Below are 21,267 nucleotides of genomic sequence, written 5' to 3' on the forward strand. Positions count from 1 at the left end.
TTCAACCGGCGGATCAGTGCATGGCCCGATAAGCCGCAGGTGACAGGCCGACCTGTTTCTTGAACACGCGCGAAAACGCTGCTTCTGAAGCATAGCCAACCTCGGCCGCCGCATCCGCCACGTTCCAACGCGCCTCGGTCAACCCGTGGCATGCGATCTGCATGCGCCAGTCGGTCAGGTATTGCATCGGGGTCGTGCCCATCTTGTCCGTGAAAAGCTGTGCGAAAGCGGTCCGCGACATCCCGGCCTCGCGGGCCAGGGTGGCAACGCTCCAATCCTGGGCGGGCGATTGGTGAAAAGCCGTCAGCGCGCGGGATATCCGTGTATCCGCAAACCCGGCCAGCGCCGCAGCATCCGGGCTTTGACGCTCCAAATAGGCGCGGATGGCCTGGGCAAACAGCACTTCGGACAGTTTCAGCGCGATCAGATCACCACCAATGCGGGCCGCTCCGACCTCGGATCCGATCATGCGCAACGTGGATTCGACCCAAAAACCCGCTTCTTCTCCGTAATTCTCGATCAGGATATAAGGCGGTAGACGGTCGATCAGCATATGCCCGCTGTTGTTGCGGCCCGCTGGCCCGGTAAAGGAAAAATGCCCGCAGATCAGCTGCGTATCGCGTTCTTCCTCGGTGCCGCCATAGACCAGAACGCCATCGCCTTTGTACCCCGCAAGCTCCAGCACCTGCTCAAGCGGCAGCGCGTTCAACGGCTTGACCTCATTGCACAGCAACATGTGTGGCGCGCCGTGCGGGATCAGGATCAGATCACCTTGGCGCAGCCGCAGCGTTTCACCCGTTGAGGGCACATGCACATTCAACTCACCGCGTTGAACAAAGTGAAATCGGGCAACGTTTTCATAGCCCGGCACCTGAATGCCGAAGGGCGGCGTGAACGAGGTGCGGAAATACAATGTCCCGCGCAGAGACAGACGGGTGAGAATATCGCTGAGAAGATCCAACATGGCGCTAAAGTTACGCCATTTTGCCAGACCGTCCAGTCAGCGGGACGATCTGCAAGGTATTTTGCACGATCTGCAAACAGGCCCTCACCGAAGTGGGGCTTTGAAATCAGGCGCGGACCAGGTTTTCGTAATCTTCCGCGATCTCGCGGGTCAGGTCGCCCACTTCGAACGTGTAATCGCCGATTTGCCCGACCGGCGTGACCTCGGCCGCGGTGCCGGTCAGCCAGCACTGTTCGAAATCGGCCATTTCCTCGGGCTTGATGCGGCGTTCATGGACGGTGATGCCCTTGTCTTTCAGCATCCCGATCACCGTCTGACGCGTGATCCCGTTCAGGAAGCAATCGGCCAGCGGAGTATGGACCTCACCATCCTTGACGAAAAACACGTTGGCCCCGGTCGCTTCGGCCACGTTGCCCTGATAGTCCATGAACAACGCATCCGAACAGCCCTTGGCCTCGGCCTTGTGCTTGGAGATGGTGCAGATCATGTAAAGGCCCGCCGCCTTGGCGTGCACCGGAATGGTCTCCGGGCTGGGACGTTTCCATTCGGCGATATCCAGCTTGGCACCCTGCATCTTGGCGTCACCGTAATAGGCACCCCACGGCCAGACGGCCACGGCCATGCGAACCGGGTTTTTGGCAGAGGCCACGCCCATATCCTCGCCCGAACCACGCCAGACCAGCACGCGTACATAGGCGTCTTTCAAGCCGCTGGCTGTCAGCGCCTCTTCCTTGGCGGCTTCGATCTCGTCCACCGAATAGGGCATGGGCATGTCCAGCGCATCTGCCGAGGCGATCAGACGCTCGGAATGTTCGCGGCTTTTGAATATCTTGCCATTATAGGCGCGTTCGCCTTCGAACACCGATGACGCGTAGTGCATCGCATGGGTCAGGATGTGCACATTGGCGTCGCGCCAGGGCACCATTTTTCCGTCCAGCCAGATGGTGCCATCACGATCATCATACCCCGCCATGCGAAACCTCCTGCCTGGGTCAAAATTCCGAATATTGCGCAGATTAGGTCCGATGCGGACATATTGTTGCGCAAAAACTGCGACTCGATACCTCTGCGCCCTTGGAATGTCAATAACGCTGACATAAACTCGAACGGCGTAACTTGTGAGGCCCGTCATGTCCGACACCCGTCCCGCCCCGATTTTTGGCGGAGAAAGCCTGTTATTTCTGACGGATGAGCAATTGCGGCAGGGGATCGAAGCGATGTTTTTTGCCTATCGCGGTTTCACCGCAGATCCCGACCGCATTCTTGGCGAGATGGCCTTTGGGCGGGCGCATCACCGGGCCATTCACTTTATCAATCGCGCTCCGGGAACAACCGTCAACAACCTGCTCACGATCCTTGGGGTCACGAAACAGTCTCTGAACCGGGTTCTTCGCACCCTGATCGAGGACGGGTTGGTCGAAAGCCGGGTTGGAAAGGTGGACAAACGCGAACGTCACCTATTTCTGACAGAGAAGGGCAAAGCGCTGGAGGCGAAACTGTCCGACGCCCAGCGCGCCCGGATGCGGGCCGCCTACAAGGATGCCGGCCCCGAGGCGGTGGCCGGATTTCGTAAAGTGCTTGAAGCAATGATGGATGCTGATATGCGTCGTGCATACACCAAACTGCGGGATACGACCTCATGAGTGATTTGGACGCCCATCTTCTGATTATCGATGATGACGAGCGTATTCGTGATCTGCTCAAGAAATTCCTGATGCGTAACGGGTTTCTGGTGACCTCTGCCCGCGACGCGGCCCATGCGCGGCGGGTTTTGTCGGGGCTGGATTTCGACCTGATTGTCATGGATGTGATGATGCCCGGCGAAGATGGCGTCAGCCTGACCCGGGCGTTGCGCGAAACGCATACGACCCCCATCCTGCTGTTGACCGCCAAGGGCGAGACGGAACACCGGATCGCCGGGCTTGAGGCCGGGGCGGATGATTATCTGGCCAAACCATTTGAGCCAAAGGAACTGCTGTTGCGGATCAATGCGATCCTGCGGCGGATGCCTGAAACCGCCGCACAGGATACCGCCGCCAAGATCCTGCATCTGGGCCCGATCCGCTATGACATCGAACGCGGCGAGATGTGGCAGGGTGAAGAGCCGGTGCGCCTGACGGCGACCGAGAGCCAGTTGATGAAGATCTTCTCGGCCCAGCCGGGTGAACCCATAAGCCGCGCCAAACTGGTCGAGGATCTGGGCCGCGACAAGGGTCAGGCGCAGGAGCGGGCGGTGGACGTGCAAATCACGCGGCTTCGGCGCAAGATCGAGCAGGACCCCAAACAGCCCCGCTATTTGCAGACCGTTCGGGGCGCCGGCTACATGCTGGCCCCGGATTGATCCGCCTGCTGCGCAGTGACGATATGCCTTCGGCAAGGAAAACGAGCCAGATGAGATTGGGATCCCGATGAAAACCGCCCTATTGACCCATGCCGATTGTCTTGGCCACGTAACGCCCGACGGACACCCCGAACGTGTGGCGCGGCTGGAACATATCCTTCATGCGCTAGAGAGCCTGGACTTGAACCGCGTGACGGCACCTTTAGCGGCTGACGATGATCTGCTGCGCGTCCACCCGGAAAGCCATATCAGTGATATTCGCGAAAGCAGGCCAGTCGAGGGGTTTACCCAGATTGACGGTGACACGTTCATGTCTCCGGGTTCGGTCGACGCGGCGTATCGCGCCGCAGGGGCCGTGGTGCGGGCGGTTGATCTGGTTGTGGGCGGCGAGGCCCCGAATGCGTTTTGCGCCATCCGACCGCCGGGGCACCATGCTGAAACCGAAAAAGCCATGGGGTTTTGCCTGTTCGGCAATGCAGCGCTGGCCGCAAAACACGCGCTGGATTTCCATGGGCTGGACCGTGTGGCGGTTGTGGATTTTGACGTCCATCACGGCAACGGCACGCAGGACCTGCTCTGGGATGAACGCCGCGCGCTGGTGATTACAAGCCAACAGATGCCTTTGTGGCCGGGATCGGGGCGGCCCGATGAAACCGGGGCCTATGAGACCGTGCTGAACATCCCGCTGGCACCCGGAACAGGTGGTGCCGAGATGCGCGTGACCTATGAGGCGCAAGCCTTTCCGAGGCTGCGGGCGTTCAAACCGCAACTGATCATCATCTCGGCTGGGTTTGACGCACATCAGGATGACCCTCTGGCCAATCTGAACTGGTCCACCGGAGATTTTGCCTGGGTCACGGCCGAATTGTGCAAGATCGCCGATGAGCTATGCGAGGGACGTATCGTCTCGACTCTGGAGGGCGGGTATGATCTGAACGCATTGGCCGAGGCAACACGCGCCCATGTGGAAGAATTGATGAAGGCAGCCCAATGACCGATACCCCAGTTGATCAAATGACGTTCGAACAGGCGATGAAAGAGCTTGAGGCCGTGGTCGGGCAATTGGAGCGCGGTGATGTGGCGCTGGACCAGTCGATCGCCCTCTATGAACGTGGCGCAGCGCTGAAGAAACGCTGCGAGGATGAGTTGAAGCGCGCCGAGGAAAAAGTCGCCGCGATTACACTGGACGCAGGTGGGCAACCCACCGGGACGACGCCTGTCGAAGGTCAGTAGATGTTTCGCGAAATTCTGGCGCAGGATGCGGTGCGGATTCAGGATCACTTTGATCAGGTACTGAGCGCGCTGAGCGATCTGAATGTGGTTCAGGCAATGGCCTATGCCACGCGCGGTGGCAAACGACTGCGCGGGTTTCTGGTTCTGGAAACTGCGCGTCTGCACGGGGTTGATCCGGCGCAGGCCATCTGGCCCGCCACCGGGATCGAGGCGATGCATGCCTATTCACTGGTGCATGACGATCTGCCCTGCATGGATGATGACGATCTGCGGCGCGGGCAGCCGACGGTACACAAAAGGTGGAATGACGCCACAGCCGTGCTTGCAGGCGATGCGTTACAGGCCTTGGCCTTTGAACTTGTGGCGCGGCCCGAGGTTGGGTCGGAACCGGTGCGTGCGGAATTGACCCTGTCCCTGGCACAAGCCAGCGGCGCGCAGGGCATGGTTCTGGGGCAGGCGCTGGACATGGCAGCAGAAACCGCCGCAACGCCTTTGACCCTGTCCGAAATCACGCGCCTGCAAGCGGGAAAGACGGGGGCCTTGTTTGACTGGGCCAGCTGTGCGGGCGCACGTATGGCGCAGGCGGATATTGCGCCGTTTCGAACCTACGCGCAGGCAATTGGTCTTGCCTTTCAGATCGCGGACGACATCATGGATGTCGAAGGCGATGCGGAAAAGGCCGGAAAGCGTCTGCAAAAGGACACAAGCGCGGGCAAGGCAACCTTTGTGTCGCTTTTGGGTCTGGACGCAGCCAAAGTGCGTGCTGCTGAGCTGGTGGATCAGGCCTGCGATGCCCTTGACGGGTTTGGCGCATCAGCCGACACCTTAAGGGACGCCGCCCGCTTCACGATTGCCCGAGACAGCTAAGACGCGAGGAACGCTTCGGAACATGACCGCCGACCGGCCGCATACCCCCTTGTTGGATCTTGTCAGCAGCCCCGCCGATCTGAAACAGTTCTCGGATGCACAGCTGCGGCAGTTGGCGGATGAATTGCGGGCCGAGACGATCTCGGCCGTATCGGTGACCGGAGGTCATCTGGGTGCCGGGCTTGGGGTGGTTGAACTGACAACTGCGCTGCATGCGGTGTTCGACACACCGCGCGACAAGATCGTCTGGGACGTCGGGCATCAATGCTACCCGCACAAGATCCTGACCGGACGGCGCGACCGCATCCGCACCCTGCGCCAAAAGGGCGGGCTGAGCGGCTTCACCAAACGCAGTGAAAGCCCTTATGATCCCTTTGGTACGGCGCACAGCTCCACCTCGATCAGCGCTGCATTGGGCTTCAAGGTGGCCCACGACCTTGGCGGCGAAACCCTCGAAGGCTTAGGCGATGCGATTGCCGTGATCGGTGATGGCGCGATGTCTGCGGGCATGGCGTTTGAGGCCATGAACAACGCGGGCCACCTGAAAAAGCGCCTGATTGTCATCCTCAACGACAACGGGATGAGCATTGCGCCTCCGGTTGGGGCCCTGTCGAACTACCTGTCGCAGTTTTACACCGATGAGCCTTTCCACAATCTGCGCGCTGCCGCGGATGGTGCAGTTTCGATGTTGCCCGAACCCTTTCAGACTGGTGCAAAACGCGCCAAGGACATGCTGAAGACCATGGCCTTTGGCGGTACGTTGTTCGAAGAACTGGGCTTTGCCTATGTCGGGCCGGTGGACGGGCATGACATGGATCAGCTTTTACCGGTTTTGCGCACTGTGAAAGAGCGGGCGGACGGGCCGGTTCTGATCCACGCGCTGACCAAAAAAGGCAAAGGCTACGGCCCGGCGGAACAAGCCCATGACCGGGGCCATGCGACGGAAAAGTTCAATGTCGCAACAGGAGAGCAAACCAGAACACCTTCGAACGCGCCGTCCTATTCATCGGTCTTTGGTAAGACGCTGGCGGATGAGGCCGGGCGCGATGACAAGATCGTGGCTGTGACAGCTGCGATGCCGGATGGAACAGGCCTCAAGCTCTTTGCAGATCGCTACCCGTCTCGGTTCTTTGATGTGGCAATTGCTGAACAGCACGGGGTGACATTCTCGGCGGCATTGGCGGCAGGCGGGATGAAACCCTTCTGCGCGATTTACTCGACCTTTCTGCAGCGGGGCTATGATCAGGTAGTCCATGATGTGGCCATTCAGGGCCTGCCCGTGCGTTTTGCTATCGACCGGGCCGGGCTGGTGGGCGCAGATGGTGCAACCCATGCCGGATCGTTCGACATCGCCTATCTGGCCAACCTTCCGGGGATGGTGGTGATGGCCGCTGCGGATGAGGCCGAGTTGATGCATATGGTGGCCACCGCCATTGCCCATGACGAAGGGCCAATTGCGTTTCGCTATCCACGCGGCGAAGGCGTCGGTGTGGATTTGCCGAACCGCGGCAAAGTGCTGGATATTGGCAAAGGCCGCATCGTTCGGGACGGTGCACGCGTTGCGTTGCTGTCCTTCGGCACCCGATTGGCCGAGGTCCAGAAGGCAGCCGAAGCGCTGGCGGCCCATGGCATCACACCGACGGTGGCTGATGCCCGTTTTGCCAAACCTTTGGACAGTGACCTGATCCTGGATCTGGCTGCGCGTCATGAGGCGCTGGTGACGGTCGAAGAGGGAGTGATTGGCGGCTTCGGCAGCCATGTCGCGCAGCTATTGGCCGAAGAGGGCGTGTTCGATACCGGGCTCAAATACCGGTCGATGGTTCTGCCGGATGTTTTCATCGATCAGGCCAGCCCCGCCGACATGTATGCCCAGGCCGGTCTAGACGCCCGGCAGATCGAGGCCAAGGTTCTCTCGATTCTCTGACCCAAGTTTCCCGAAAATAGACTCTATCGCGCGCGTTGATTGCGTGCGCGTTGCTGATGCAATCGGGCGGGTTGCTGGGATCGATTGGGCATAAGTTATTCATTTTAAACAATATAAGAATTTTTGATTTGATCTGCGTCAAATCTGGAATCTCCGTGCTAGAGTAGCTTTCAGGCAAGGACCGCAATTGTAGAAGTCCGCAAAACCGCAGGGCGCAAGCGAATGAACAAGCTAGCCAGCCGAAGAGCCTTTTTAACTGGTCGTGCATTGCGCGACACAAATGCCGCGATGCATCCGCCTGGTGCGCTGGGCCAGAGTTTCGTTGATCTCTGCAACAAATGCGGAGATTGCATCCGGTCCTGCCCCGAGCGCATCCTTTCAGAGAATGAAGACGGGCTGCCTGTTGTCTCATTCGAAACAGGGGCCTGCACCTTTTGCGGAGATTGCGCACAGGCCTGCCCGACAGGCGCACTGATGCCGGACCGATTGGCGGAATGGCCATGGCGCGCGCAGATCGCGCCCACATGCCTGTCGATGACAGGTGTGACCTGCCGCACCTGTCAGGATACCTGTGATCAGAACGCCATCCGGTTCCAGCTGCAAACCCGGGGACGTGCGATGCCGATTCTGGATCTTGCTGCCTGCACCGGTTGCGGTGCCTGCGCCGCCAGTTGCCCGGTTGAAGCTGTGAAATTCGCCGCAATAGAGCCTGATCTGTCCGAGGTGACCTCATGAATATCTGCGGCTGTCTGATCCATGTGTCGCCACAGTCGACCGGTGACACACAGCAAAAAATCGATGCCGTGGACGGAGCCGAGGTTCACGCCGCCACCGATGACGGCCGTTTGGTTGTCGTGGTCGAGGATACAAAACAGCGACTGGCCTCGGAAACGATCATGGATCTGCACCAGATACCGGGCGTGATCTCGGTTTCGCTGACCTACCACCATTTTGAAGACCCCGCAGAATCGCACCCGCGACCGGGCGCGCCTGACCAGATGCAAAGCCGGAGGCCCTTATCATGACCATCTCGGAATCCCGCCGGACATTCTTGAAATCAACCGCTGCGGCTGCCACCGCGTCCGCGGCGGGTCTGCCGCTTGCGACCGGGCAGGCCAACGCTCAGATCGGCACGCCCGACATCAAGTGGGACAAAGCCCCCTGCCGGTTCTGCGGCACCGGCTGCACCGTTCTGGTCGGTACCAAGAACGGGCGCGTGGTGGCCACACAAGGCGACCCCCAGGCCGAGGTCAACCGAGGCCTCAACTGTGTCAAAGGCTATTTCCTGTCCAAGATCATGTACGGCAAGGACCGACTGACCCAGCCGATGCTGCGCATGCGGGATGGCCAATACGCCAAGGACGGTGACTTTGAACCGATCACCTGGGATGCGGCCTTCGACATCATGGCCGAAAAGTGGAAAGAAACCCTGAAAGCCAAAGGTCCCGAAGGCGTCGGCATGTTTGGGTCCGGACAATGGACCGTTTGGGAGGGCTATGCGGCCTCAAAGCTGATGAAGGCAGGGTTCCGGTCCAACAATATAGACCCTAATGCGAGGCATTGCATGGCTTCGGCGGTTGTGGGCTTCATGCGCAGCTTTGGCGTGGACGAGCCCATGGGTTGCTATGACGACCTTGAGGCGGCGGATACGTTTGTGCTGTGGGGCTCGAACATGGCCGAGATGCACCCGATCTTGTGGTCGCGCCTGACCGATACGCGCCTGACCAAAGAAGATTGCGAAGTGCATGTGCTGTCGACCTTCGAGCACCGCTCATTCGAGCTGGCCGATAATGGTATGGTGTTCAACCCGCAGACCGATCTGGCTATCCTGAACTACATCGCCAATTACATCATCGAAACCGGCGCGGTGAACGAAGAGTTCCTGGCCAAACACGTCAACATCACCAAGACCGCCACGGATATCGGATACGGCCTGCGCGATGACAATCCGTTGCAAACGGCTGCGGCCAACCCGAACTCGGGCGAACTGACGCCCATCAGCTTTCAGGAATACGCCGAATCCGTCAAACCCTATACCCGCAAATATGTGTCCGAGCTGTCGGGTGTAACGGAAGAACAGCTGGAGCGCCTGGCCCAGCAATATGCCGACCCTAACCGCAAGGTCATGAGCCTTTGGACCATGGGGTTCAACCAGCACACGCGCGGGTCCTGGGTCAACTCGCTGATGTATAATGTGCATTTGCTGGTCGGTAAGATCTCGGAACCCGGGAACTCGCCGTTTTCGCTGACGGGTCAGCCCTCGGCCTGCGGTACGGCGCGCGAGGTCGGGACTTTCGCCCACCGCCTGCCTGCGGATTACGTGGTGACCAACCCCGAACACCGCGCCAAGGCTGAAAAGATCTGGAAACTGCCCGAAGGTACGATCCCCGACAAGGTGGGCTTTCACGCGGTGCTGCAGAACCGGATGCTGAACGACGGGGTGCTGAACGCCTATTGGGTGCAGTGCAACAACAACATGCAGGCCGCGCCCAACATGAACGAAGAAGGCTGGCCCGGCTATCGCAACCCCGACAACTTTGTCACGGTGTCAGACCCCTACCCGACGGTCACGGCCCTGTCTGCGGATCTGATCCTGCCCACCGCGATGTGGGTCGAGAAAGAAGGCTGCTACGGCAACGCCGAACGCCGCACCCAGATGTGGCGGCAGCAGGTCCATGCCCCGGGCGAGGCCAAGTCGGACCTGTGGCAGTTGATGGAGTTTTCCAAACGGTTCACTGTCGAAGAAGCCTGGGGCGCTGATTTTCTGTCGACGGCGCCCGAGATGGCCGGGAAGACTCTGTACGAGGTTCTGTTCACCAATGGCAATGTCGATCAATTCCCGCTGAGTGAAATTCAGCATGGCCACCCAAACGACGATGCCAACCACTTTGGCTTCTATGTGCAAAAGGGTCTGTTCGAAGAATACGCCCAGTTCGGGCGCGGCCATGGCCACGATCTGGCGCCGTTCGAACGGTATCACGAAGAACGCGGCCTGCGGTGGCCGGTCGTTGACGGCAAGGAAACCCGCTGGCGATACCGCGAAGGCCACGATCCTTACGTCGAGGCCGGGTCAGAGCTGCAGTTCTATGGCTTCCCCGACAATAAGGCCAAGATCATCTTTGCCCCTTATGAGGCCCCGCCAGAGGTTCCGGATGATGAATACGACCTTTGGTTTTGCACCGGGCGGGTTCTTGAGCACTGGCATTCAGGTTCGATGACGCGCCGCGTGCCCGAGCTGCACCGGTCCTTCCCGCTGGCGGTTGTCTATATGCATCCCGATGATGCCGCCGACCGCGAACTGCGGCACGGCCAGGAAATAAAGGTCAAAACCCGGCGCGGCGAGGTTACCAGCCGGATCTCGACCAAAGGGCGCAACAAGATGCCGCGTGGATTGGTGTTCATGCCCTGGTTCGACGAAGGGCAATTGACCAACAAACTGACGCTCGATGCGACCTGTCCGCTGTCGAAACAGACCGATTTCAAGAAATGCGCCTGCAAGGTGGAACGCGCCTGATCAGCCAGCAAAGGAGCCCGCAAAATGAACCGGATCACGACCGCATTGGCTGCCCTGCTCATCGCCCTTGGCAGCATCGCCATGGCGCAGGAATTGCGCGACCTGCGCGGCGCCGCCCCTGACGCCCCGAGTGTGGTGAACATGAACCTGCAATGGGAAGGGCGCGAGGGGCGGATGGTGCGCAATTATCGCCAGCAGCCGCCGCTTATTCCGCACTCGATCACCCAGTACCAGATCGATCTGCGCACCAATCAGTGCCTGTCCTGCCATGACTGGACCAAGGCCGGGGAGCGCAATGCCCCGACCCTGTCGATGACCCACTATCTGGACCGTGAAGGCAATGAGTTGGATCACATCGCGGGCACCAGATACTTCTGCAACCAGTGCCACGTGCCACAGGCCGACACGCCACCGCTGGTCGAAAACGTCTTTGTTCCCTCTCACGAGAACTGATCCCGACTAAAGGAGGACACGCGATGGCAGATCCCCAAGACACCCGTGGCAAGCTCCGCCGGCTTTGGGACTGGTTCTGGAGCCCGGTGCCCGCTCTGAGTTTCGGCTTTACCCTGATCGCCGGGTTTCTGGCCGGTATCCTGTTCTGGGGCGGCTTTCACTGGACACTGGAGCTGACCAATACCGAGGAATTCTGTACCTCGTGCCACACAATGGAGGTCAATCTGGGCGAGTATCGCGAGACGATACACTACAACAACCATTCCGGCGTGCGCGCGATCTGTTCCGACTGTCACGTTCCGCACGAATGGAACCACAAGATCAAGGCCAAGGTCATGGCGGTCAAGGATATCTATCACGAGGTGGTCGGCACCATAGGAACGCCCGAGAAATACGAGGAACATCGCCTGCATCTGGCAGCGACGGTCTGGAAAAAGATGAAAGCCTCGGACAGTCGCGAATGCCGGAATTGCCACAACTTCGACTACATGGACTTCACCATTCAAGAGGCCCGCGCCGCATCCGAACATCAGCGCGCCATCGACAATGACATGACCTGCATCGATTGCCATCAGGGCATCGCGCACAACTTGCCGCCCGGTTACCTTGAGGAATACCAGCGGGTTACCGAATCGCTGAGCGCGCAGGCAGGCGAGCCCTTGCAAAAGCATGCCGCCGCCGGCGATGACATTCGCGCCTTCCTGAAAACGCGCACCGACTAGGACGAGGGTACCATGCTGGATTTACTTGGAACTATTGGCGGAAACGTCCTTGGCCTTCCCGGCATTCTCGGTGTTGCGTTGGGCATGATGACCCGCAAGCTGTGGCTCGGGGCCCTCATGGGGGGCGTGGTCGGCGTGCTGGAGACACTGATTTTTGCGGGCTGGCAATTTGCCCATGTCGAAACACTGGAACTGATCGTCGCGATTGTCGTTGGCCTGTGCGCAGGTACGGTGGGCACCGCCATCCGGCTGAAAGGTGCCACCGTTTAGCGAGGTGCTAAAAGCTCAGCTTGCCTCGTCCCTGATCCAGTTCCCGACCGTCGCCAGATCACCGTCAACTGCGTCCAGTGACTGCAGAACCTTGTCCCAGCCATGGCTCGGGCTGAGCGCGCCTTTTTCAAACGCGTAAGTCAACAACGCCCCAACCTCAGCAACCAGGTGGTACTGCGTCGATTTATATAGCTGGCTGTCCATCTGATCGTGAACGTTTCTGATGTTGAAGATCAGTGCATCCAACGCCTCGCAGAACCCTGGCCACTTGGCGGCATAGGCGCGATCATCGCCTGCCTCTTTGGACATTTCTGCAACTTTGCGCAGCACTTTGGCCTGTTTGGTGGACATCTTGTGGTTCTGCTTCAGCTTGCCGAAATCGACCTCGGACAGGGTGCTGACCTTGACAACCGGCGCAGCGGGCGCGGCCCCTTGCGGAGCGCTGGCTTGCGGGATGGGCTGGCTTGGCTGCGCGCGCGGCGGTGGCTGTGTGGCCCCAGGTTGCTGATTCAGATCCTCTCGCTTGGCATAGGCCTGCGCGTCTGCATCGTCCTGACCCAAACCGGGTATCGGCTGGTAATGGCTCTCTTCCTCGGGCGCATCCTCACCCAAGTTTGGGATCTTCTGATAGTGATCCGAATCCGCCGAGTTAGAGAAGAATTCGATCCCCGAGGCCTGCGCTTTCGCAGCCCCCTTGTTCAGTTCTTTGATCTGTGTCGTGGTCAGCTTGGCGCCCGGTTTCGGTTCGAGGTAGATATTGTCGGCCGCGCGCCGCATCGTGCCATGCACCGCCTTTGTGACATTCAACTTCGTTTTCGAGTAGATCAGGATCGGTATCCCATCCTTGCCCGCAGGCAGCAGGGCGAAATTCAGCTCTTGCCCGTCCTTCAGCTTGCGCTTGACTGCCTTAAGCCGGTCCTTCGCGCTTTCACCCATCAGCGCTTTCTTCAGATCAAATGCCATGAACATATCCCCTCGTTAACTTTGAGGTCATGTTACACCGGAGAAGGCCTGCATCAGTGAGTTTTTTCACACATGCATAATAAATATTTTGCCTGTTTGCATGGGGGGGGGTGGTGCCTCAAGAGGGACTCGAACCCCCGACCTTGTCCTTACGAAGGACCTGCTCTACCAGCTGAGCTATTGAGGCGGCGCGGGGTTCATTTACCCGCTGGGCCTAAGACGCGCAAGTGGCGAAACGTGGTTCGGGTTTGGGCGTCTTGCGTGGACCTCGGGTGCGCCGGGGCTGTTGACCCGCCCGGGCCGTTCCCGCATCTTTGTGGCGATCGGTACAACCCTCGGGACGCTGACGCCCCTGCAACGGGGTCGGAATTTCTATTGAGATACAAAGGCGGGCGCATGTCATCAAGGTCGCAGAAAGCCTATCTGCATGATACGCACCGGCTTAGATCACCGGAAGAAACGCTGGCCATTGTCGCGCCATTTCTGCGGGATATGGGCATCACACGGATCGCCAACCTGACAGGGCTGGATCGGGTGGGATTGCCGACTGTCATGGTCACGCGGCCCAACTCCCGCTCGGTTGCGGTGTCCCTTGGAAAGGGTCTTTCGCTGAGTGCTGCGCGGGCCTCGGGCGTGATGGAGGCGGTTGAATCCTGGCATGCGGAACGCGTCGAGCTGCCTTTGCGGCTGTCCAGCCATGCCGATCTGGTGGCTGACCAGACCGTGGTTGCGGTTGACCGTCTGCCCCGGGTGACAGGCGGCGCGTTTGATCCGCACAGCGCGATGCTGTGGGTGCAGGGCCAGGATCTGATCAGCGATCAGCCATGTTGGGTGCCCTATGAGATGGTCGATACGGACTACACGACCTCACCCGTTGGTGCGCAGCGGGCTTTTCCACGCACCACGAACGGGTTGGCTTCGGGCAACAATCTGACCGAGGCCAGTTGCCACGCCATCTGCGAGGTGATCGAAAGGGACGCGACCACCCTGTGGCATCAACGCTCTCCGACCACGCGGATCGATCCGGCGTCGGTTGATGACGCGCGGTGTCAGGAGGCCATGGAAATGATTGCCCGGGCCGGGCTGCATCTGGGCATTTGGAATACCACCTCGGATACCGGCATTGCCGCCTTCCGATGCGCGATCTGTGATGCGGGCAGCACGCTGGGCCATATCGGCATCGGCGATGGTTGCCACCCGGATCGCGCCATAGCGCTGTTGCGCGCGCTGACCGAGGCAGCGCAGACCCGGCTGACCTATATCTCGGGCGCGCGCGACGATCTGGACCCCGCAGAATTCACCGACGATGCGCGCAGCTGGCGCGGTGACTATGTGCAGACCCTGATCGCCACTTGCGCGCCGTCCGATGATTTTCAGAACTGCCCAACACATGTCACTGGCGATTTCGATCAGGACCTCAAGCTGCTGCTGGCCCAATTATCAGCGGTCGGCGTACCGCAAGTGGTCATTGTCGATCTGTCACGTCCGGAATTTGATATCGCCGTTGCGCGCGCCGTGATCCCGGAGCTTGAAGCTCCGCATGATGACCCGGACTTTATCCCCGGCGCGCGTGCCCGCCACGCAGCGGAGGCCGGCTGATGAACGTTGTCATCTTTGTTGGTCCCACCTTGCCCGCCTCGGTCGTTGCAGATCATCTGGACGCCACCCAATTGCCGCCGGTACAGCAAGGCGATGTCTATCGCGCAGCCCAAGACAAACCCGACGCGATCGGGATCATCGATGGCTATTTCGACGGTGTGCCCTCGGTTTGGCACAAGGAAATCCTGTGGGCGATGGAACAGGGTATTCCAGTCTATGGCAGCGCCAGCATGGGCGCGCTGAGGGCGGCAGAGCTGGCGCAATTCGGCATGATCGGCGTCGGGCGGGTGTTTGAGGACTACCTGAGCGGCCGCATTCAGGATGATGATGAGGTTGCAGTATTGCACAGCCCGGCAGAGCTTGGGTTCCAGCCGCTGAGCGAGCCCTTGGTGTCGATCCGTGCAACGGTCGCGGCGGCGCGGGATCAGGGCGTTCTGGCCCCGGAACGGGCCGCCAAATTGATCGACCATGCCAAGGCGTTGAATTACCGCGAACGGGATTGGGACAGGATCGTCCGTGAGACGTTAGAGGGGGAGACCTCGGACCCGTTCAAACACTGGCTGGCAAATGGCAAAGTTGACGCGAAACGCGATGATGCCATTGAGATGCTGAAACGCATGGCGCGCGATCTGAGCACGTCTCGCCCGGATCAAACCTCGCCTGTACGGGTCGAACGCACGCTGGCCTGGCGCGAGTTATGTGCGCGTGTCGATGCAGAAACACCCGCTGCGCCGCACGTGTTTCGGGGGCTTGTGGACGAGCTGCGGCTTGATCCCGCGCACTATGCCCGTTTGCGTGAAAGCGCGGCGCTCAGGCTTTTGGCACGGGAAGAGGCGCGGCGCTCGGGCCACAGCCCGGATCGCGATGATCTGATGCGTCAGATGACATTGCACCGGTCAGAAACGCGGCTGGCGCGCCATGCCGATCTTCTGCAATGGCTTGAAGACAACGACCTGACCCTGCCGCAATATGAAACCTGGCTGGCGGATCAGAACAAGACCGAGGTTGCGATTGCCCAGCGTGGCGATCAACTGGACGCTGCGTTGCTGGATGAGCTGCGGCGGACGGGGCACTACCCCGCGTTTCGGGATCGGGCGGCGGACAAGGCGCTTGTTCTGGAAACCCGCACCACGTCCGATGATCCGACCCGACATATCCGAATGCTGATCTGGTATTTTGAAACGCGTCTTGACCAGACGGTGCCGGATGATCTTGAATCCCATGCAACCGCGCTTGGGCTGAACGGGCGCGACGCGTTGATTGAGCTGATCGAAACCGAGTTTTTGTATTGCCACGCAAAGGATAGTTCTGCCGCGGAATGAACCTCCGAAACCGCGCAGCCGCATAGTCATTCAAGGAACAACAGATGAGCTGGCCCGAACCCAATCAGGACGAACCGCCCGGAACACGGTTCCTGCTGTATCCGCAAGCACCTTACCTTGCGCAGGACATACGGCCGGAACTGGTGGAAATCTCGGCGCCGCAGGGCAGCATTGGTCCCGGCCCCTCGGGGCCGCGCATGTATGTGTTGAATCCGGTCGACAAAGCCACCCCTTATGGTGCGATGATCCCCGGCCCGGAGGGGCCCGAGATGTATCTGCCACCTTGGGACGGCTATATCCAATCCCCTGCGGTCCCGGATGAATTCGGCAACTTCATTCATATCGATCCCGACGATCCCGCGTTCGAGGCCGCGCATCTGTTTGGTTCGGCGCATTTCACCATGGACGTGTGGGAGGGGTATTTCGGCCGTCCCATTCCTTGGCATTTCGCAGATGATTTCGATCGGCTTGAGCTGTCGCTGCTTCCAACGCTCGACAATGCGCATATCGGCTGGGGATTTCTGGAAACCGGCGGCACCTGGAAACACGGGAATGAGTATCGCCCTTACAGCCTGAATTTCGACGTGGTCGCGCATGAGATCGGTCATGCGCTGATCTACAGCGTCATCGGCCTGCCTTCGGACGGTCAGGGCACGGGTGAGTTCTATGGGTTTCACGAATCCGCAGCCGATCTTGTTGCCTTGCTGGCCTCGCTGCATTTCGGCTCGGTTGTTGAAGAGCTTTTGGAAAGCACACACGGGAACCTCTATACCTTCAACCGGCTCAGCCGGTTTGCCGAATTGTCCAAGAACGGACAGATCCGGATGGCGGCCAATGACCGCGTGCTGTCGGATTTCGCCCATGGCTGGACCAGCGAACATGATTTGTCGGAACCGCTGACCGGGGCGATGTTCGATATTCTGGTCGACATCTATCATGAACGGCTTCTGGTGCATGACGTGATCACCCGCGAGGAAGAGGATCTGTCGGACCGCCTGGAAGGCTCGGACGACTACACCGCGATCATGCAGGACACGTTTGACGAACGATATGCGGACGACCCCGAAGGGTTTCGCCTAGCCCTGGTTGAGGCGCGGGATTTCCTTGGGTCTTATCTGGCAGATGCCTGGAGCATGCTGGACGCCGACATGCTGAGCTATTTCGGTGTGGAACGGGCGCTGGTTGCGGTCGATCAGGACATAACCGGCGGCGCATTCCGTCAGATCATCGAAGGCAATTTTCGCATGCGCGAGATCGGTTTGGTTGAACCGGGGCCCCGGCTGAGCCTGCCTGACGGCTCCAGCCACGCCGCCTCGGTCCGGACGCTTACGCCCGAGTAAATCCGGCTAAAAGTCTTTGTTTTTCTGCTGATTTATGGCAGGTTACGGCCACGGGGTGATATTTGTGAAATTGGTCGCGCCATCTGAGCGCTAGGATGGGATTGATGCGGATTGAACCGCCTGAAATCCCCCCATAGGGAGAAAGTGATATGTCTGAGTCCTTACTCAGTTTTTCCGAAGTATTATTGTTTGGGCGAGAGTTAAGCGATCTAAAACTGCAACAGCGTGCCGTGCGTCTGGTCTGTGATCTGACCGACGAAGACGAAAACAGCGCGTTACCCTCCGGCTTCAAGAAAATTGACGGCGTCAAGGTCAAGCGCGGCGACCGTGTGCTGGTTCAGTTGGGCGATGAAGCTAACGACAAATCCGGCATCTACAAAGTTGTCAAAGACGGCGACGACACGTTCAAGTTCGACAAGCGCAAGAAGGCCCCGTTCGACTCTTTCGTCTATATCACCCAGGGCCGTCAGTATAAGCACACGTTCTGGAAACAGACGGCCAACAGCCATCGGCTTCAACTGTTCGAAGAACAGGATTCGCGCCGCCGTGGAAATGGCGTGAACAATTTCATCGGCGACCAGTTCGGCGGCGATGCCCGTCTGGCCCGGATCTATGGGTTCACCTATGACGGCACCTACTACGAACTGCCCGAACCGACCGTGTTCCTGGTTCATGGCGAAGGAAAAAGCGCCACAGGTGGCAACCTGCCCCATGGTTTGAAACTGCAGACCGATGAGGTGGGCGCAGCGGATACTTCTGCGCAATCCTCGCGCGCACCGCTTGACCCATCTGTCTCGGGTGTTGCGGCGGCCGACTATCAGATGGCCAACGACATTCGCGTCTGGACCTATGATCAGGCCGATTACACGCTGCGGCTGGACATTTCGGCAGGCCAGATCGAAGACGTCCTGCTGGATGTCTATTTCGAATATGACGCACCCGTCATGGCCGGTGCCAAAGTCAGCGGCGCGAAAGTCAGCGGGGCCAAGGTTTCAGGCGCGAAGGTCAGTGGCGCAAAAGTCAGCGGAGCGAAGGTGAGCGGGGCCAAGGTTTCGGGCGCGAAAGCACGCGGCGAATAAACCTAATCTCGGAAACGATCGAAGGGCGCGTGCTGGACGCGCCCTTTTTTGTGTCAGAATCCCGCTTTTCTCAGGCCTTCGACAAAGTGTTGTGTGTCATCCTCTAGCCGGTCGGGCAAGACCTTGGCCCATCTGGACAATGAGAAATTCGGATGCGCCACGCGGTGCTTGTCGGCGATCTGCCGCGCCAGATCCATGTTGCCCAACTGGGCATGGCTGGCGGCCAGCATTCTCTGCCCCTCGGTCGGGTTGTTCATCTTGTTCACGGCCTCGATCACATCGTCGTAGCGCTTGAGGTTGTAATAGGCGCCGCCCAGATGCCACAGGTACTGATCGGGGAAATAGGGGTTTAGGCGCATGGCCTGTTTCAGATGCTTGATCGCGGTTTCGTTGTCACCCGAATGCGCCAGAGCATCCGCGTAGTCCGAATGCATATCCGCGTCATTTGGGTTCAACGCCAACGCGCGCTTATAGGATTCCAGGGCGGTATCGTGCTCTTTCCGATAAAGCTGAACATATCCCAGCTCACCGAACCCGCGCGCATCGGTCGGGTCCAGCTCGACCGCGCGCTGCGCATAAGACAGTGCCTGATCCAGGGCGCTGGCGGGGTCTTCGGTCCACGAATACCGCCAGTCGATGTTCAACGTTCGGGACAATGCAGCCGCCGCGCGCGCATACCCTTCGTCGCGCTGCAACGCGGATTCATAGCAATTCTGCGCCATCCGGTTGTCGTTGCGCGTGTATTTGAAAATATGATGCTGGCCCTGCAGAACCGATCCATAGGCCTGCAGATCAGACGGCGTATATTGCGCCATGCGCTGCTTTTCATGCGACTCGATCATCACAGCGGTGGCGGCAACGATGCACTCGGTGACCTCATCCAGAATATCGAATATGTCATCGATATCCCGGTCAAAGCGTTCACCCCAGATGGTACGCTCGCTGTTGGCATCAATCAGCTCGGCCGTGATCCGAATACGGGTTCGCGACCTGCGGATGTTCCCCCGCGCAATATAGCGCACGTTCAACCGCCGGGCCGCTTCAGCCGGGGAAATCGTCTCGGCGTTCAGAAAAAAGGTCGAGTTGCGCGCAATGATGAACAGGTTCCGAAACTTCGACAGGTTCAGAATGATGTCATCGGTCAACCCTTCGGCGATCCAATTGTCATTCTCATCACCACCGGGGCTGGAGAACGGCAATACAGCCACCGACGGAATATCGGGACGTTCCATCACCTCAAGCTGCATGTCAGGGCGCAAAGCGGCGGCCATTGTGGCGCCTTCGACCTCGCTGCGCACGCAATAGGTTGCCACCGGGGACAGGATGTTTTTCAGCTGCTTAGGACCCAAAAACTCGTACCCATAACGCAGCCGATTGCGGATCTGTTCATAGACCGCCGAGCTGACATAGACACGCTCGGGCTCGGCGATTTCCTGCAGCCGCGCGGCAATGTTCACGTTGTCACCGTGAATGCCGCGGTCATCGATCAGCACCTCGCCCAGGTGAACGCCGGCGCGAAACTTGATCTGCTGAGCTGCGTCCCGGCCCTGATTATGTGATGCGGCGATGCGATGCAGTTCGACGGAAAACTCAACAGCGCTGGTTGCGGTCTCAAACAGGGCCAGAACCCCGTCCCCGCGCACCTCGATTATCTCGCCACCATATTTGGTGCAAATTTGTTCAAGCTGAGCCAGCAAGGATTTCAACGCATTATACGTATCAATTTCATTCTCGCTCATCAGGCGCGAATATCCGACAACATCGGCAAACAGGACGGCGCCCAGCTTTTGTTTAGGTGTTAAATCCGAACGGGTACTTTTCAATGGAGACACTCAGTTCATAATTCGCGCCGAATCCGTCCGCTTTGGTATATCAGGTTTTGCCCGGACCGGCGTGCAACAATTTAAAGGTCATGCAGATGGAACAGGGCTTGGCGGCCATGTCCACAAGGGGGAATGCCCCGGGCTGAGCGAGACCGTTGTGCCCCCGCTCAATTCCGAGATCAGAGCTTCTCGCCGTTCAAACCAATCATCCTTGAGAACCCCGACAACAGCCATGTCGCGGAACTGTCCATCTGCAAACCAGGCCTGCCGCATGGTGCCTTCGACACAGAACCCCAGCCGCGCCACCAGATCCCGAGTGCTGCAGTTGTCCGACCGGTAGAACGACGTCACCCGGTTCAACCCAAGCTGACGAAACGCAAGATCCAGCATCAGCGCCGCCGTTCGTATGCCAACGCCGTGCCGCCGGACCGACTTGTCCACGAAAAGCGGGATCACCGCGTCCCGGTTGATGCTGGAGATCCCGTCCAACCCGGCCAGGCCCACCGATTGACCGGCTTGCGTTTCAACCACAAACCAGCACTTCCCCTCATCCCGGGATTGGCAAACGGCATCATTCCAGATCTCTTCGGTCTGCAAATTGTTCAGCGGGATACGGGATTTGCGGTCAAAAAGCGCAAGATCATCAATGTCGCGGAACCACGTGGCGATTGTTGCAAGATCCTCTTTTTCCAATGGTCTTAAAGCAAATTGGTTCTTTGGCGTATCGGACAAAATAGTCCTCCAAACAAATAGTCATCAAACTCGTCCGGAGATCATAGCACAAAAGAAGGTCGAACCAGAAACGGGTAATTGCCGCTCAAAAACAAGCAAGTTGTCGCCCATGGCGGATGAG

The 21,267-nt window shown here is 59.1% G+C and carries 21 protein-coding genes and 1 tRNA gene; 16 read left to right on the forward strand and 6 right to left on the reverse strand.

Annotation, left to right across the window (positions count from 1 at the left end; translation table 11 throughout):
• Positions 1 to 13: 13 nt before the first annotated feature.
• Positions 14 to 964, reverse strand: coding sequence for an AraC family transcriptional regulator (locus ACR0AG_RS12135; RefSeq protein WP_480839167.1), 951 nt, complete (start codon positions 962 to 964; stop codon positions 14 to 16).
• Between the two features lie 106 nt (positions 965 to 1,070).
• Positions 1,071 to 1,937: a branched-chain amino acid aminotransferase gene (locus ACR0AG_RS12140; RefSeq protein ID WP_480839169.1), complete on the reverse strand. Its 867-nt coding sequence runs from the start codon at positions 1,935 to 1,937 to the stop codon at positions 1,071 to 1,073.
• A gap of 157 nt (positions 1,938 to 2,094) precedes the next feature.
• On the opposite strand from ACR0AG_RS12140, the gene ACR0AG_RS12145 reads away from it, so the two are divergent.
• From ACR0AG_RS12145 to ACR0AG_RS12200, 12 genes are all read left to right on the forward strand, one after another.
• A complete protein-coding gene (locus ACR0AG_RS12145; RefSeq protein ID WP_480839171.1) occupies positions 2,095 to 2,607 on the forward strand; it encodes a MarR family winged helix-turn-helix transcriptional regulator in 513 nt (170 codons plus the stop codon).
• Entirely contained in the window at positions 2,604 to 3,305 is a 702-nt protein-coding gene (locus ACR0AG_RS12150) for a response regulator (RefSeq protein WP_480839173.1), read from the forward strand. The genes ACR0AG_RS12145 and ACR0AG_RS12150 overlap by 4 nt, the downstream gene beginning before the upstream one ends.
• A 67-nt stretch (positions 3,306 to 3,372) precedes the next feature.
• On the forward strand, positions 3,373 to 4,299 hold the full coding sequence (locus ACR0AG_RS12155; RefSeq protein ID WP_480839175.1) for a histone deacetylase family protein: 927 nt from the start codon (positions 3,373 to 3,375) through the stop codon (positions 4,297 to 4,299).
• On the forward strand, positions 4,296 to 4,538 hold the full coding sequence (locus tag ACR0AG_RS12160; protein ID WP_170521075.1) for an exodeoxyribonuclease VII small subunit: 243 nt from the start codon (positions 4,296 to 4,298) through the stop codon (positions 4,536 to 4,538). The genes ACR0AG_RS12155 and ACR0AG_RS12160 overlap by 4 nt, the downstream gene beginning before the upstream one ends.
• Positions 4,539 to 5,405, forward strand: a complete 867-nt coding sequence (locus ACR0AG_RS12165; protein ID WP_480839177.1) for a polyprenyl synthetase family protein — start codon at positions 4,539 to 4,541, stop codon at positions 5,403 to 5,405.
• 22 nt (positions 5,406 to 5,427) lie between these two features.
• Positions 5,428 to 7,329, forward strand: a complete 1,902-nt coding sequence (dxs, locus tag ACR0AG_RS12170; RefSeq protein WP_480839179.1) for a 1-deoxy-D-xylulose-5-phosphate synthase — start codon at positions 5,428 to 5,430, stop codon at positions 7,327 to 7,329.
• 222 nt (positions 7,330 to 7,551) lie between these two features.
• The gene (gene napF / locus ACR0AG_RS12175) at positions 7,552 to 8,064 is read left to right on the forward strand and encodes a ferredoxin-type protein NapF (protein ID WP_480839181.1); all 513 of its coding nucleotides are present in this window, start codon (positions 7,552 to 7,554) and stop codon (positions 8,062 to 8,064) included.
• Complete coding sequence (locus ACR0AG_RS12180; RefSeq protein WP_480839183.1) at positions 8,061 to 8,354, forward strand: chaperone NapD; 294 nt, start codon at positions 8,061 to 8,063, stop codon at positions 8,352 to 8,354. Before napF ends, ACR0AG_RS12180 begins: the two co-directional genes overlap by 4 nt.
• Positions 8,351 to 10,843, forward strand: coding sequence for a nitrate reductase catalytic subunit NapA (napA, locus tag ACR0AG_RS12185; protein WP_480839185.1), 2,493 nt, complete (start codon positions 8,351 to 8,353; stop codon positions 10,841 to 10,843). The genes ACR0AG_RS12180 and napA overlap by 4 nt, the downstream gene beginning before the upstream one ends.
• A 24-nt stretch (positions 10,844 to 10,867) precedes the next feature.
• Entirely contained in the window at positions 10,868 to 11,296 is a 429-nt protein-coding gene (locus ACR0AG_RS12190; RefSeq protein WP_480839187.1) for a nitrate reductase cytochrome c-type subunit, read from the forward strand.
• 23 nt (positions 11,297 to 11,319) lie between these two features.
• Positions 11,320 to 12,018 carry a NapC/NirT family cytochrome c gene (locus ACR0AG_RS12195; protein WP_480839189.1) on the forward strand — a complete coding sequence of 233 codons (699 nt, stop codon included), beginning with the start codon at positions 11,320 to 11,322 and terminating at the stop codon, positions 12,016 to 12,018.
• Positions 12,019 to 12,030: 12 nt separating this feature from the next.
• The gene (locus ACR0AG_RS12200) at positions 12,031 to 12,288 is read left to right on the forward strand and encodes a hypothetical protein (RefSeq protein WP_170793838.1); all 258 of its coding nucleotides are present in this window, start codon (positions 12,031 to 12,033) and stop codon (positions 12,286 to 12,288) included.
• 15 nt (positions 12,289 to 12,303) lie between these two features.
• Here the strand turns inward: ACR0AG_RS12200 and ACR0AG_RS12205 are convergent, their stop codons facing one another.
• Entirely contained in the window at positions 12,304 to 13,251 is a 948-nt protein-coding gene (locus ACR0AG_RS12205; protein ID WP_480839191.1) for a hypothetical protein, read from the reverse strand.
• Between the two features lie 111 nt (positions 13,252 to 13,362).
• Positions 13,363 to 13,438, reverse strand: a tRNA-Thr gene (locus ACR0AG_RS12210).
• Positions 13,439 to 13,647: 209 nt separating this feature from the next.
• On the opposite strand from ACR0AG_RS12210, the gene ACR0AG_RS12215 reads away from it, so the two are divergent.
• The 4 genes from ACR0AG_RS12215 to ACR0AG_RS12230 all read left to right on the forward strand — a co-directional run bounded on the left by ACR0AG_RS12215 (position 13,648) and on the right by ACR0AG_RS12230 (position 18,591).
• The gene (locus ACR0AG_RS12215) at positions 13,648 to 14,850 is read left to right on the forward strand and encodes a YcaO-like family protein (RefSeq protein ID WP_480839193.1); all 1,203 of its coding nucleotides are present in this window, start codon (positions 13,648 to 13,650) and stop codon (positions 14,848 to 14,850) included.
• Positions 14,850 to 16,172, forward strand: a complete 1,323-nt coding sequence (locus tag ACR0AG_RS12220; RefSeq protein ID WP_480839195.1) for a TfuA-like protein — start codon at positions 14,850 to 14,852, stop codon at positions 16,170 to 16,172. The genes ACR0AG_RS12215 and ACR0AG_RS12220 overlap by 1 nt, the downstream gene beginning before the upstream one ends.
• 44 nt (positions 16,173 to 16,216) lie before the next feature.
• Positions 16,217 to 17,512, forward strand: a complete 1,296-nt coding sequence (locus ACR0AG_RS12225) for a gluzincin family metallopeptidase (RefSeq protein WP_480839197.1) — start codon at positions 16,217 to 16,219, stop codon at positions 17,510 to 17,512.
• Between the two features lie 149 nt (positions 17,513 to 17,661).
• Positions 17,662 to 18,591, forward strand: coding sequence for a hypothetical protein (locus tag ACR0AG_RS12230; protein WP_480839199.1), 930 nt, complete (start codon positions 17,662 to 17,664; stop codon positions 18,589 to 18,591).
• 53 nt (positions 18,592 to 18,644) lie between these two features.
• Here the strand turns inward: ACR0AG_RS12230 and ACR0AG_RS12235 are convergent, their stop codons facing one another.
• Positions 18,645 to 20,423 (reverse strand): adenylate/guanylate cyclase domain-containing protein, encoded by a 1,779-nt coding sequence (locus ACR0AG_RS12235; RefSeq protein WP_480839201.1) that lies wholly within the window; start codon positions 20,421 to 20,423, stop codon positions 18,645 to 18,647.
• Positions 20,424 to 20,501: 78 nt separating this feature from the next.
• Positions 20,502 to 21,146: a GNAT family N-acetyltransferase gene (locus tag ACR0AG_RS12240; protein ID WP_480839203.1), complete on the reverse strand. Its 645-nt coding sequence runs from the start codon at positions 21,144 to 21,146 to the stop codon at positions 20,502 to 20,504.
• Positions 21,147 to 21,267: the final 121 nt, after the last annotated feature.

The sequence above is a fragment of the Ruegeria sp. H6 genome, from assembly GCF_056532975.1.